This window comes from Ruegeria sp. ABV4_181 (assembly GCF_056158465.1).
This window is the reverse complement of the sequence record NZ_JBSWTI010000002.1, coordinates 2,589,268-2,603,037: the sequence shown is the minus strand read 5'-3', so window position 1 is coordinate 2,603,037 and position 13,770 is coordinate 2,589,268. Positions and strand designations below refer to the sequence as shown.

Sequence of the window (13,770 nt, the reverse complement as noted above, 5' to 3'; positions counted from 1 at the left end):
AACAGCCCGGGCACAAGGCCCGGGCTGCTTGTTTTTATGACGTTTAACGTCGGATCAACGGAAATTGACGGTTTTGTTCTCGCCGTCGGTGACTTCGATCTCGCGATAGGAACCCGCGCTTTCACCGGGGCCGATCAGCTCAACGCCCGAAGCGCCGACATAGTCGATGTCCTGACCCGCGGCCAGCAGTTCCAGGCCCTTGGCCAGCTCGCCGGGATAGATCTTTTCGCCCGGTTCGTTGGCAACATCCATGATCTTCGCGCCATAGTCGGCAGGGTTGGTGGACCCAGCCGCCTGCATCGCCAGCATGAACAGCGCTGCGGCGTCATAGGATTCCGGCGAGTAGGGCGACGAGCCGTCAAAGCCGGCGGCTTCGGCCATGGCAAAGTACTTCTCGGCACCTTCGCCGCCCGAACCGGCGATCTGACCGAACGAGCCGTTCAGGTCGGGGCCGACATTGGCAGGCAGCGAGTCTCCGATCATGCCGCCGGGCAGACCGAATGTGTCAAACGCACCGCTGTCCAGCGCCGACTGGATGATGCCCAGACCGCCCTGATCCAGATAGCCCGCTACGACCAGAATGTCGCCACCGGCCGAGGCCAGCGCGCCCACTTCGGCCGAATAGTCGGCCTTGCCGTCTTCGTGCGCGGCAACGATGGTGACTTCACCACCCGCAGCCTCGAAGGACGACTGGATCGCATCCGCCAGACCTTTACCATAGTCGTTGTTGGTGTAGGTCAGTGCGATCGAGCTGATGCCGCGATCGTTCAGGATGTCCGCCATCACCTGACCTTCACGCGCGTCCGACGGGGCGGTGCGGAAGAACAGGCCGTTGTCTTCCATGGTCGACAGGCCGGGCGAGGTCGCCGAAGGCGAGATCATGACCATGCCGTTCGGGATCGCGACGTTTTGCAGGATCGCACCGGTCACGCCCGAGCAGTCGCCGCCGATCAGGCCGGCCACACCGTCGGCAATCATGCGTTCGCCGTTCGAAGTTGCCAGACCGTTATCGATGCACCCGGTATCCGCGCGCGACGCAGTGACGGTCGTGCCGTCCAGCAGCTTGCCGGATTCCGAGACTTCGGCCATCGCCAGTTCGGCACCCGAACCCATGGCCGGGGCCAGCAATTCAATCGGGCCGGTAAAGCCAAAGAGGACGCCAAGCGTGACATCTTCGGCCATTGCGGTGCCGGACAACAGAGCGGTTGCTGCAGTTGCTGTAAGCAGCTTTTTCATTAGGTTACTCCCTTATTGGAACGTCTTCGTTCTGGGCACGACCCTAGGCAAGCTGCCTGAAAAAGAAAAGTCCTAACGCAATTGTGTTTTTGTCCCTCACAATCCTATTTGTTTTGTAGGGTTTGTCGCCGTGTTCCCTGAAGAACGACCCGCAACAGGAGGCCCCCATGTTAAGAGCCATTGTGATTCTGATCCTCACCCTGAGCGCCGGTCTGGTCAGGGCGGATGTTCTTCAAACTTCCGCTGGTCCTGTGCGCGTAACGCCAATGGTCGAAGGGCTGGATACCCCCTGGGCAATCGGCATCCTGCCCGGTGGGGCGTTTCTTGTTACCGAGCGTGACGGAGAGATGCTGTTCATCGCAGACGGGCAGGCCAAGCGCGTCAAGGGTCTGCCCAAAGTGGCGGCGAACGGGCAGGGCGGTTTGCTGGATGTGACCATCGCGCGTGACTTTTCGCAGAGCCGTGAGATCTTCCTGACCTTTTCCAAACCCCAAAGAGGCGGCGCAGGAACAGCGCTTGCCGTCGCCCGCCTGTCGGACGCGGGCGACAGGCTGAACAACTTTCGTGTCATATTCGAGGCCGTGCCGGGGGGCAAAACCGGCCGTCACTTTGGCTCGCGGGTGGTCGAGGCCAATGACGGCACGTTGTTCCTGACCATTGGCGACCGCGGCGACCGGCCGTCAGCGCAGGACAGGTCGAACCATATGGGATCGGTGATCCGCGTCAATCGCGACGGGACGGTGCCGGCCGATAATCCGTTTGTCGGAAACGCGGATATCCGCCCGGAAATCTGGTCCTTCGGGCACCGCAATCCGCAAGGGGCGGGCCTGGACGGGCGCGGCCGCTTGTGGATTTCCGAACATGGGGCCAAAGGCGGCGACGAGGTGAACCTGATCCGGCCCGGCCGGAATTACGGGTGGCCCGTGATTTCATATGGCGTTCACTACTCGGGTCAGAAAATTGGCGAAGGCACATCCAGACCCGGCATGGAACAGCCCGAGTTCTATTGGGACCCGTCCATCGCTCCGTCTGGGCTGCTGGTCTATTCGGGCAAGCTATGGCCCGAATGGAAGGGCGATATCTTTGTCGGGTCCCTCAAATTCGACTACATCTCGCGGCTTGCCGGCAATCCGATGCGCGAGGTTGAGCAGATCCAGGGCCCGGAAACCGAACGCGTGCGGGATATCGTCGAGGCGCCGGACGGGTCGATCTGGTTCATTTCGGTTGGGCAGGGCGCAGTTTACAGAATGTTTCCGCAGACCTAGAACGTTGGTACGACAACTTAATGGGGTAGTTCATGAAAAACATTCTCGCCGCTGCGCTGTTTGCAGTCAGCGCATTGTCTTCTGCGGCAGATGAAGCCTTCGCGACATATGGCGATTATGAGGAATATGTTGAGAAAAAGATCAAGAACCGGGAATTTTCGAATATCATCCTGCGGTTAGGGGGCGCGGACGAGTATACGCAAGAACAACTAAGGCTTGCCCAGAACCAGTTGCGCGATGTCGTTTCGTTTTACCTCACCAATTCCGCCATTATTAAGCGTGTCGAGCTTGAAAACGGGTTCTCTCATGAATTGCGCGCGTTCTGGAACGACAAGAACAGTTACTTTTACTACTACGCATTGCTGCATGACCGCGAAGACGGCGTTCTGGTCCTGCGCTTTACCATGAACACAAGTTCCGAAGACCTGTTCAAGATGTTCTGATCGGTTAGACCGACAACCGCCCGCCCTGCGCACCACGCTCACGATAGGGCGTGGTGTTGTAATGCGCGCGGTAGCATTTCGAAAAATGCGACGGGCTGGCAAAACCGCAGGCCAGGGCCACGTTGATGACGCTCATATCCGTCTGCATCAGCAGGTTGCGCGCCTTGTGCAGCCGCAGTTCCATATAATAGCGCTTTGGCGACCGGCTGAGATAGCGGCGGAACAGCCGCTCCAGCTGCCGGGTCGACATGCCGACATCCTTGGCCAGGATCGAGGGCGAGATCGGCTCTTCGATGTTCTTTTCCATCATCAAAATGACCTGGCTCAGCTTTGGATGGCGCACGCCGATCCGGGTCGGGGTCGACAGGCGTTGCGTGTCCTGGTCGGTGCGGATGGACGAATAGATCATCTGGTCAGCGACGGCATTCGCAAGGTCTTCGCCGAAATCGTCCGCGATGATTTTCAGCATCAGATCGATCGAGGACGTCCCGCCAGCCGTTGTCATCCGGTTGCCGTCGATCTGAAAGACCGATTTTGTCAGTTCCACCTCATCGAATTCTTCGACGAAACTGTCAGAATTCTCCCAGTGGATCGTGGCGCGCTTGCCGTCCAGCAGCCCTGCCTTGGCCAGCGTATAGGCCGCCGTGCAAAGCCCGCCGATGCGCAACCCGCGCCGCGCCTCGCGGCGGACCCAGTTCAGAACCCGCTTGGTGGTCGCCCCCTGAACATCCACGCCGCCGCAAATAAGGACAACCTCGTCGCGCTGAAGCTCGACAAGGTCTGAATCCAGCTGAAAAGTGGTTCCGGCCGAACAGCTGACGGTTTCACCGCCTTCACCGGCCAGCGTCCAGGAATACAGTTGCCGGTCCGCCATCCGGTTCGCAATCCGAAGGCTGTCCAGTGCCGATGCAAACGACAGCAAAGAGAATTTGTCCAGCAGGACAAATACGAAGTTTTTCGGGTTGGCCGCAGTGTCTTCCACCGTGACAACTTGGCGTTGCTCTTGCATGGCGAGGTGTCCTTGATTTGCCGCATTGTGACGTGACGTCCCGCGACTGATTTGGCAGCCACCATGATCAAAGCTTGTTTCCGGCGTCAAGAGGCGCAAATCGCATATGGTCAGTCTTCATTGCATTTTGTATAGAGACGACCTGACGACTTCAGCGGAGATCAAAGCTATGACCGAATGGCAAAAAACGAACTGGCGCAACAAGCCCCGGGTTCAGATGCCAGACTATACCGACGCGGCCGCTCTGGCCAAGGTCGAGGCTCAGCTTTCGCAGTATCCCCCGCTGGTCTTTGCTGGCGAAGCACGGCGTCTCAAGCAACTTCTTGGTGCCGCCGGTCGCGGCGAGGCCTTCCTGCTGCAGGGCGGGGACTGTGCTGAAAGCTTTGAACAATTCAGTGCGGATGCGATCCGTGACACGTTCAAGGTGATGCTGCAGATGGCGATGGTGCTGACCTATGGCGCCAAGGTTCCGGTGGTCAAGGTGGGACGCATGGCTGGCCAGTTTGCCAAGCCGCGCAGCGCGCCGACCGAGGTTGTGGATGGCGTGGAACTGCCCAGCTACCGCGGTGACATCATCAACGAACTGGCCTTCACGCCCGAAGCGCGCATTCCGAATCCCAGCAAGATGCTGCAGGCCTACACACAGGCCGCGGCCACGCTGAACCTGCTGCGTGCGTTCTCGACCGGTGGTTTCGCCGATATGAGCATGGTGCATTCGTGGACCCTGGGCTTCACGGATGAACAGGATGTTCAGAAATACTCGGAAATTGCCGACCGTATTCAGGACACCATCGACTTCATGAACGCGGCCGGGATCACGGCGGACACCACGCATGAATTCTCGACCGTTGAATTCTACACCAGCCATGAGGGCCTGCTGCTGGAATATGAAGAGGCGCTGACCCGTCTCAATTCCACCTCGGGGAACTGGCTGGCCGGATCCGGCCACATGATCTGGATCGGCGACCGTACCCGTCAGCCGGACGGCGCACATGTGGAATTCTGCCGCGGCGTTCTGAACCCGATCGGTCTGAAATGCGGCCCGACGACCACGGCAGAGGACCTCAAGGTTCTGATGTCCAAGCTGAACCCGGAAAACGAAGAGGGGCGTCTGACCCTGATCGCACGTTTCGGCGCGGGCAAGGCGGCCGAACATCTTCCGCGCCTGATCAGGGCGGTCAAGGAAGAAGGCGCCAAGGTCACCTGGGTCTGCGATCCGATGCACGGCAACACGATCAAGTCGGCCACCGGCTACAAGACCCGTCCGTTCGACTCGGTTCTGCGCGAGGTGCGCGACTTTTTCGGCGTTCATCAGGCCGAAGGCACCATCCCCGGTGGTGTGCATTTCGAAATGACCGGTCTGGACGTGACCGAATGCACCGGCGGCGTCCGCGCCGTGACCGAAGAGGATCTTTCGGATCGTTACCACACAGCCTGCGACCCGCGCCTGAACGCAACGCAGTCGCTGGAACTGGCGTTCCTGGTTGCGGAAGAACTGACCACCCTGCGCCGCAATGGCAGCAAACGGGCTGTCAGCTAAGTACTGAACCTATCGAAAAGAGAAAGGCGGGCTGCGTGCCCGCCTTTTTTTAATCGTCCCGCGACACGACCAATCGCAAATGCGAGCCGGGCCGCTTGAACTCGGCCTGGTCCTCGGCGAATTCGGTCATGTTTTCTTGTGCGGGCTTTCGCGGTGCCTGAACGTCGGAAACCGCACGCACATGGCTGTCCGGGATTGTGAACCGTCGGGGTGTCGCCCCGATTGTGCCGTCACTGACCATCACGCCCAGCACACGGCTGATGTCGCCCAGATCGCTTTTCAAGGGCAGCAGGATCATTCGCGCCTGCATTTCTGTCCGCCCCAGCTTGCCCGAAGACACAAGCCCCAGCTCGGCAATCGAGGGCCGGGCAAAGACCTGTTCCAGCAACTCGGTGATCTGCCCGCGTGCGCTGGGTTCAAAAAACGCGGTCACGGGCATGCCGCGCACCTCCATGCCCGCCAGTTTGTTCAGATGACTTCCGGCCAGACGGAACCTTGCCAGCCCCGGGGCGATGCGTTCCAGAACGAATGTGTATTCCAGGATGTTCTCAAGCCCGCGCGGATCGATCTGCGACCGCATGGGCACGCCGTCACCAGTCAGCAACGCGGTCCAGTATGCCTCGGCCTGCCGGATGGGCGAGAGGCTGCGCCCACTGTCAAAACGATCCATTGCGACGATCTTTCCAAAGTTTGACCCGGAACCGTTCCCGAAAAAGGTTTTCATTTTCATCACCCTAGCACCAATCGACCGTCATTTTCTTAAAATGCCACATATCCGGGACATCAACGTCTGACCAGTCCCGTCACGGGTCAGATTGACACGGGTTAATTCAATTTTGGAGCAATTCTTTAATGAATGGTTAACTTCCGGGTCGCAGTGCCAAACTCAGCAAAGACTTGCCCTGCGTGCGCCGATGGCATTAGGTGCGGCAGGCACAAGGGAACGGGCGACTATTGAAAGGGCAGGCATGATCAGATCCATGACCGGTTTCGCCTCGGGCAAAGGGGCGTTCGGACCCCATAGCTGGACTTGGGAACTGCGCAGCGTAAATGGCAAGGGGCTGGACCTGCGCGTACGTGCGCCGGATTGGCTGACCGGGCTTGAGACAGCGCTGCGGGCGCAGATGTCAAAGGCGTTGAGCCGGGGAAATGTCACGCTGTCGCTCCGATTAAGCCGGGATGAGACCGCACCGGATCTTGTCCTGAACGAGGCGGCGATGGAGGCCGCGCTGAAGGCTTTGGCCCGCACGCAAGAGATGGCGACCGCACACGGCGTCACGCTGGCGCCGTCCACCGCCGCCGATCTTATCGCGGTCAAAGGAATGCTGGATGCCGGCAGCGACGTGGACGATCCGGCCCCACTGACGGCTCAGTTGACGACGGAATTTGCCGGTCTGCTGGACGCGTTTATCGACATGCGGCGGACCGAAGGGCAGGCTCTGGCCGAGATTCTGGACGGCCAGCTTCGTCAGGTCGCGGAGTTGACGGAGCAGGCGGCGGAACTGGCGGATCGGCGCAAGGACAAGATGGCCGAGACATTGCGCGAAAACCTTGCGCGGGTACTGGACAACGCGCAGGGGGCCGACCCGGACCGGGTGGCTCAGGAACTGGCCCTGATCGCGGTCAAGGCGGACATTACCGAGGAGATAGACCGCCTGAAAGCGCATGTGACGGCGGCGCGCGATCTTCTTGCACAGGACGGTGCGGTCGGGCGTAAGCTGGATTTCCTGATGCAGGAATTCAACCGCGAGGCCAACACGCTGTGTTCCAAGGCGCAAAGCGCCGAACTGACCTCGGTCGGGCTTGAGTTGAAGGCCGTAATAGATCAGATGCGCGAGCAAGTGCAGAACGTGGAATAAAGACAGGAGCGCCCCAAATGGCGGATCGACGCGGCCTTTTAATCATTCTGTCCTCGCCTTCGGGTGCGGGCAAATCGACCCTGGCCAGAAGGCTGATGCAATGGGACAGCGGGCTGGAGTTTTCGGTTTCGGCCACGACCCGCGCGCCGCGACCCGGTGAGGAACATGGCCGTGAGTATTATTTTCTGAGCGAAGACGCCTTCAAACAACAGGTCGCTGAGGGGCAGATGCTGGAACATGCCCATGTGTTCGGCAACTTCTACGGCTCGCCCGCGGGACCGGTCCGCGACTCGATCAACGCGGGCAGGGACGTTCTGTTCGACGTGGACTGGCAGGGTGAAGTTCAGATCCGGAACTCCGATCTGGGCAAACACGCGCTGTCGATCTTCATCCTGCCGCCTTCGATCCCGGAACTGCGCCGCAGGCTGGAAAGCCGCGGGCAGGACAGCGACGACGTGATCGCAAAGCGGATGCTGAAAAGCTGGGACGAGATCAGCCACTGGGGGTATTACGATTACGTGCTGGTCAACGACGATCTGGACGCGACCGAGGAAAAGCTGAAAACCATCGTCAGCGCCGAGCGTATGCGCCGCATCCAGCAACCCAGACTGCAGGATCACGTCCGTACCCTGCAAAGCGAGTTCGAGGGGCTGTCATGACCATTTACGCATTGGGCGACCACGTTCCGCAAATTCACGAGGACACCTGGGTCGCGCCGGACGCCAATCTGATCGGCAAAGTGGTGCTGGAGCAGGGGGCCTCGGTCTGGTTCGGATGCACCATTCGCGCGGATCATGAAGAGATCCGGGTGGGCGAGGGCAGCAACGTTCAGGAGAACTGCGTCATGCATATTGACGCCGGGTTCCCGCTGACCATCGGCCGCAACTGCACCATCGGACATAAGGTGATGCTGCATGGCTGCACGATCGGGGAAAACACTCTGATCGGCATGGGCGCAATCGTTCTGAACGGCGCACGGATCGGAAAGAACTGCCTGATCGGGGCAGGGGCGCTGATCACCGAAGGGAAAGAGATCCCCGACAATTCGCTGGTCATGGGGTCACCGGGCAAGGTTGTGCGGCAACTGGACGAAGCCGCGGCACAAAAGATCACCTTCAGCGCCTTGCACTATCAGCAGAACATGCGGGCGTTTCGCGATATGATGAAGCCCGTGTCGTAACGCCCGTCGCCCATCCGTAAGAGACCGAGATCATGTCAAACGACCTGCTTGCCGAAATCGTCTCGGCCATTCCCATGCCGGCGCTCATGGTCGATCAGACAGAGCGGATCATCGCGGCCAACACGGATGCCCGAACGCTTTTGGGTCAGAATATCGTCAGTCGGCATTTCGCGACCATCCTCCGGCAGCCCCAGGTTATCGAAGCGATGGAGCAAAGCCTGCGAAGCAAGGGTTCTGCAAAAACCCGGCACCTGTCGAATGACGGCGCACAGGACACGACGTTCGAGGTGCAGTGCCGGTATATGCGCGACGTGGGCGCAGTGTCCGGCGGAGCGGTTCTGGCGATTTTTCAGGATATCACGCATGTGGAACAGGCCAGTCAGATGCGGCGCGATTTCGTGGCGAATGTCAGCCATGAACTGCGCACGCCCCTGACCGCGTTGATGGGGTTCATCGAAACCCTGCGCGGACCAGCCCGCGACGATGTTGCCGCGCGCGAACGGTTTCTGCAGATCATGACCGAGGAAGCCAACCGCATGAACCGTCTGGTTGGCGACCTGCTGTCACTGAACCGCGTCGAAAGCGAGGAGCGGGTCCGGCCGAAAGAGCAGCTTGAACTGACGGGCCTGCTGCAATCGACGCTCAATTCACTGCGGCCTCTGGCCGAAGATGCGGGTGTGGAACTGTCGCTGAACGCCTCTCAGGGTCCGGTGTCGCTGACCGGGGACAGCGATCAATTGCGTCAGGTGTTCACCAACCTGATTGAGAACGCGATCAAATACGGCGGCAGTGGCGGCGTCGTCGAAGTGCGCGTCATGTCGTCGGAACGGGATACCGCGATGCGCGGCCCCGCGGTCCGGGTTCAGATTATCGACAAGGGCCCCGGAATAGACGCCGTTCATCTGCCCCGCCTGACCGAGCGTTTCTATCGCGCCGACAGTCACAGATCCCGTCAATTGGGCGGCACCGGGCTGGGGCTGGCGATTGTAAAGCACATCATCAACCGCCACCGGGGGCGGCTGCGTGTGGAAAGCGATCTGGGCAAGGGGACGATCTTTACCGTTATCCTGCCACGCTGATCGCAAGCCTCGTCTATGTGACACTGCCGATCGCGCCCGTATGTAAAGAATGCATGGCAGCTTTGCGTTACGTCAGCCCGGTTTATCTGTTTCTGTCATAAAGCTGTTACATGGGTGTCACAAAAGGCTTACGCACAACTCGTAGAGGTTCGCGCAAGATCATCATGGGGGTGATCACTAACTCTATCTCTCAAGGAGACTGAAATGTCCTTTGTAAAACTGTCGGCTTCTGCTCTTGCTATCGCTGCCGTATCGGCCACCACGGCCGCTGCTCGTGATCAGGTTCAGGTTGCTGGTTCATCGACCGTGCTGCCTTATGCCTCAATCGTAGCTGAAGCCTTCGGTGAGAACTTTGACTTCCCGACACCGGTTGTCGAGTCGGGTGGTTCCTCGGCCGGGCTGAAGCGTTTCTGTGAAGGTGTTGGCGAAAACACCATCGACGTTGCCAACTCGTCGCGCAAAATCCGCGAGAAAGAAATCAAAGCCTGTGCCGATGCGGGTGTGACCGACATCATCGAAGTCCAGATCGGCTATGACGGCATCGTCTTTGCCAGCGACATCAACGGCAACTCGTTCGAGTTCACGCCGGAAGACTGGTACAAGGCCCTGTCGGCACAGATTGTTGTGGACGGCGAACTGGTCGACAACCCGAACAAGACCTGGGCTGACGTGAACCCTAACTTCCCGGCACAGCCGATCGCCGCTTATATCCCGGGCACCAAGCACGGCACCCGCGAAGTGTTCGAAGACAAGGTGATTCTGGCCGGTTGTGAGCATCTGGGCGATTTCGACGCCTACAAGGCTGCAAACGGTGACGACAAGAAAGCCGCCGAGAAAGCCTGTATTGCGCTGCGCACCGACGGCGTTTCGGTCGACATCGACGGCGACTACACCGAGACCCTGGCCCGCATCGACAGCAACAAGGACGGCATCGGCGTCTTTGGCCTGGCGTTCTACGAGAACAACACCGACAAGCTGCAGGTTGCGACCATGTCCGGTATCGTTCCGTCGACCGAGTCGATTGCAACCGGCGAATACCCGGTTTCGCGCCCGCTGTTCTTCTACGTGAAGAAAGCCCATATCGGCGTGATCCCCGGCCTGAAAGAATATGCTGAGTTCTTCGTCGCCGACGAAATCGCAGGCCCCGACGGCCCGCTGGCTCAGTACGGTCTGGTTTCCGACCCGGAACTGGGCAAAGTACAGGAAGCTGTCGCGAACGAAACCACCATGGGTGGCGGCTCCTAAGCCTCAGTACTGTTAAACCGGGGCGTTATTGCGCCCCGGTTTCCTTTGTTTCTACTCCTGCCGCTCGACGGAGTTCCCATGGCATTATCCTGGCTGCTGCTTATCCTGCTTGCGATTGCCGTCCTTGGTTATTTTGCGGGAAGATCCCGCGCGATGGCCAGCGCCGACGGAAACGCGAGCGATCTGCACTCTCTTCCTTCCTACTACGGGTATAACGTTGCCCTGACAGCTCTGGTCCCGGCCTTGGGGCTTTTGATCATCTGGCTTCTGGTTCAGCCGCTGGTCGTCAACAACACGGCTTCGGGCATGATCCCCGACAGCGCCATTCCCGAAGGCTCGACCCGCGGCCTGCTGATGAGCGAGGTCCGCCGCGTCGCCGACGGGCTGGACGGCGCTGTTTCGGCGGGTGAGATGACCGAGGAATTCGCCCGCAATGCCAGGGCTGATTTCACGGATATGACGGCGCGCCTCAAGGAAGCCGGGCAGGTTATCACGCAGAATGTGACAGCGCCGGTCCTGCGCGCAGCGCAGCAATACCGGATCATGAACGCCAGTGGGACGGTCGCCATGCAGATCGTTGTTCTGGCACTTGCTCTGCTTGGCGCGGCCTTTGCTTATGTGCGCACACATAAGGAATTCCGCGCCCGCAACGTCGTCGAACAGGGTATTCTGGCGCTGCTGTTGCTGGCCGCGTCCATTGCCATTCTGACGACGGTCGGGATCGTTCTGTCGATGCTGTTCGAGACGATGAACTTCTTCCAGATGCATTCGTGGCGGGACTTCTTCTTTGGCAGCACATGGGCGCCCAACTTCCGCGGCGGGAGTGAGCTTTCGATCCTGCCACTGCTGTGGGGTACGCTGTATATCTCATTGATCGCGCTGCTCGTGGCGGTGCCGATCGGCCTGTTCGCGGCGATCTACCTGTCGGAATATGCATCCGGCGCGACGCGTTCGATTGCCAAACCGTTGCTTGAGATCCTCGCCGGCATTCCCACCATCGTCTATGGTTTGTTCGCCCTGCTGACCGTGGGTCCGGCACTGGTATCGCTTTTCGGTGATGGCGGCGCGCTGGGGCTGGGCTGGATGGCCAGTTCAAACGCGGTTCTGACCGCGGGCCTGGTGATGGGCATCATGCTGATCCCGTTCGTGTCGTCGTTGTCGGACGACATCATCAATGCGGTGCCGCAGTCCATGCGCGACGGCTCACTTGGCCTCGGCGCGACCCATTCCGAAACCGTACGCAGCGTGATCCTTCCCGCAGCGCTGCCGGGCATCGTCGGAGCCATCCTGCTGGCCGCAAGCCGCGCCATTGGCGAGACGATGATCGTGGTGATGGCGGCAGGTGCAATAGCCAAGTTTTCGGGGAACCCGTTCGAGGCGATGACCACGATCACAACGCGGATCGTCAGTCAGCTGACCGGGGATACGGATTTTGCCAGTGCCGAGACACTGGTGGCCTTCGCGCTGGGTCTGACCCTGTTCATCATCACCCTGGGGCTGAACATCTTCGCCCTCTACATCGTACGCAAATATCGGGAGCAGTACGAATGACCGAAGTTTCCCAAACGCCAGACGCTGCTCCTTCTGCGAAGCCCAAGGGCGGATCGCTGTTCCAGCAGGACGCACGCACCAAGCGCCGCAACGCGGCCGAGAGCCGGTTCAAGATGTACGGGATCGCGGCCATTGGCGTCGGCTTGCTGATGCTGGTCGTGCTGGTCACCAACATCGTGACAGCCGGCACCGGCGCATTCCAGCAGTCCTTCTTGGAACTGGATGTGAACCTTCAGGAAGACAAGCTGGACAAGAACGGCAACCGGAACATCGAAGAGATCAAAAAAGTTTCGACCTTCGGCTACGCGCCCCTGATTGCGGCTGCGCTGGAAAGCGAAGTCCAGAAACTGGGCATCGAAACCGAACTGACGCCAAAGGAAATGGGCGGGATCCTGTCAAAGGCCGCACAGGCAGAGTTGCGGAATTACGTTCTGACCAATCCCGATGAAATCGGCAAAACGGTCAGCTTCCGGTTCCTCGTCAACAGCCGTGTCGACGGGTACATGAAGGGCCGCGTGACGCGCGAGTCGATTGCCAACGACAAAAGCATCAGCGCCGCCCAGCTGGATTTCGTGGATCATTTGCGGGACGCCGGAGTGCTTTACAAGGCGTTCAACCCGGACTTCATCTTTGGTGCGGACGCGTCGGATCAGCGGCCCGAGGCTGCGGGGATCGGCGTCTCGATGCTGGGTTCACTGTTCATGATGCTGGTTGTGCTGGCGCTGGCCTTGCCCATCGGGGTCGCAGCCTCGATCTATCTTGAGGAATTCGCGCCGCAGAACCGGCTGACCGATATCATCGAGGTAAATATCTCGAACCTGGCGGCGGTTCCGTCGATCGTGTTCGGTATTCTGGGTCTGGCTGTGTTCATCAACTACATGCATCTGCCGACTTCGGCACCGCTTGTGGGCGGTCTGGTGCTGACGCTGATGACCCTGCCAACGATCATCATCTCGACCCGCGCGTCGCTGAAGGCTGTGCCGCCGTCGATCCGGGATGCCGCGCTTGGGGTAGGGGCCTCGAAAATGCAGGCGGTATTCCACCATGTTCTACCGCTGGCCGCGCCCGGTATCCTGACTGGCACGATCATCGGTCTGGCACAGGCGCTGGGGGAAACCGCGCCGCTGCTGCTGATCGGGATGGTGGGCTTTATCGCGTCGAATCCACCTGATGGGTTGGTTGCGGGCTTCCTGTCCCCGAACTCGGCCATGCCGGCGCAGATCTACGAATGGTCGAAACGCGCCGACCCGGCCTTTTATGAACGCGCATGGGGAGGCATCATCATTCTGCTGATATTCCTCGTGACGATGAATACAATTGCGGTCATCCTGCGCCGCCGCTTTGAACGCCGCTGGTAATTGGG

13 protein-coding genes are annotated in these 13,770 nt (G+C 59.8%); 10 read left to right on the top strand and 3 right to left on the bottom strand.

The window, feature by feature from the left end; all coding sequences use genetic code 11:
- Nucleotides 1–54: 54 nt before the first annotated feature.
- Nucleotides 55–1,236: an ABC transporter substrate-binding protein gene (locus ACXAC3_RS12915; RefSeq protein ID WP_475160712.1), complete on the bottom strand. Its 1,182-nt coding sequence runs from the start codon at nt 1,234–1,236 to the stop codon at nt 55–57.
- Nucleotides 1,237–1,403: 167 nt separating this feature from the next.
- On the opposite strand from ACXAC3_RS12915, the gene ACXAC3_RS12910 reads away from it, so the two are divergent.
- A complete protein-coding gene (locus tag ACXAC3_RS12910; RefSeq protein WP_475160710.1) occupies nt 1,404–2,501 on the top strand; it encodes a PQQ-dependent sugar dehydrogenase in 1,098 nt (365 codons plus the stop codon).
- Between the two features lie 32 nt (nt 2,502–2,533).
- Nucleotides 2,534–2,944, top strand: coding sequence for a hypothetical protein (locus tag ACXAC3_RS12905; RefSeq protein ID WP_475160708.1), 411 nt, complete (start codon nt 2,534–2,536; stop codon nt 2,942–2,944).
- A gap of 4 nt (nt 2,945–2,948) precedes the next feature.
- Here the strand turns inward: ACXAC3_RS12905 and ACXAC3_RS12900 are convergent, their stop codons facing one another.
- Nucleotides 2,949–3,953 carry a GlxA family transcriptional regulator gene (locus ACXAC3_RS12900; RefSeq protein WP_475160707.1) on the bottom strand — a complete coding sequence of 335 codons (1,005 nt, stop codon included), beginning with the start codon at nt 3,951–3,953 and terminating at the stop codon, nt 2,949–2,951.
- A 169-nt stretch (nt 3,954–4,122) separates the two neighbouring features.
- Here ACXAC3_RS12900 and ACXAC3_RS12895 point away from each other — a divergent pair, with 169 nt between their 5' ends.
- Nucleotides 4,123–5,493, top strand: coding sequence for a class II 3-deoxy-7-phosphoheptulonate synthase (locus ACXAC3_RS12895; RefSeq protein WP_475160704.1), 1,371 nt, complete (start codon nt 4,123–4,125; stop codon nt 5,491–5,493).
- 49 nt (nt 5,494–5,542) lie between these two features.
- On the opposite strand, the gene ACXAC3_RS12890 is transcribed toward ACXAC3_RS12895, so the two are convergent.
- Nucleotides 5,543–6,217, bottom strand: coding sequence for a PAS domain-containing protein (locus ACXAC3_RS12890; protein ID WP_475160702.1), 675 nt, complete (start codon nt 6,215–6,217; stop codon nt 5,543–5,545).
- A gap of 256 nt (nt 6,218–6,473) precedes the next feature.
- Between ACXAC3_RS12890 and ACXAC3_RS12885 the strand changes: the two genes are divergently transcribed.
- From ACXAC3_RS12885 to pstA, 7 genes are all read left to right on the top strand, one after another.
- Entirely contained in the window at nt 6,474–7,352 is an 879-nt protein-coding gene (locus tag ACXAC3_RS12885; RefSeq protein ID WP_475160699.1) for a YicC/YloC family endoribonuclease, read from the top strand.
- A gap of 17 nt (nt 7,353–7,369) precedes the next feature.
- Nucleotides 7,370–8,011 carry a guanylate kinase gene (gmk, locus tag ACXAC3_RS12880; RefSeq protein ID WP_475160695.1) on the top strand — a complete coding sequence of 214 codons (642 nt, stop codon included), beginning with the start codon at nt 7,370–7,372 and terminating at the stop codon, nt 8,009–8,011.
- Nucleotides 8,008–8,532, top strand: coding sequence for a gamma carbonic anhydrase family protein (locus tag ACXAC3_RS12875; protein WP_475160694.1), 525 nt, complete (start codon nt 8,008–8,010; stop codon nt 8,530–8,532). The genes gmk and ACXAC3_RS12875 overlap by 4 nt, the downstream gene beginning before the upstream one ends.
- 32 nt (nt 8,533–8,564) lie before the next feature.
- Nucleotides 8,565–9,611, top strand: coding sequence for an ATP-binding protein (locus tag ACXAC3_RS12870; RefSeq protein WP_475160692.1), 1,047 nt, complete (start codon nt 8,565–8,567; stop codon nt 9,609–9,611).
- 204 nt (nt 9,612–9,815) lie between these two features.
- Entirely contained in the window at nt 9,816–10,856 is a 1,041-nt protein-coding gene (locus ACXAC3_RS12865) for a substrate-binding domain-containing protein (protein WP_475160690.1), read from the top strand.
- A 78-nt stretch (nt 10,857–10,934) separates the two neighbouring features.
- A complete protein-coding gene (pstC, locus tag ACXAC3_RS12860) occupies nt 10,935–12,407 on the top strand; it encodes a phosphate ABC transporter permease subunit PstC (protein ID WP_475160688.1) in 1,473 nt (490 codons plus the stop codon).
- On the top strand, nt 12,404–13,765 hold the full coding sequence (gene pstA / locus ACXAC3_RS12855; protein WP_475160686.1) for a phosphate ABC transporter permease PstA: 1,362 nt from the start codon (nt 12,404–12,406) through the stop codon (nt 13,763–13,765). The genes pstC and pstA overlap by 4 nt, the downstream gene beginning before the upstream one ends.
- Nucleotides 13,766–13,770: the final 5 nt, after the last annotated feature.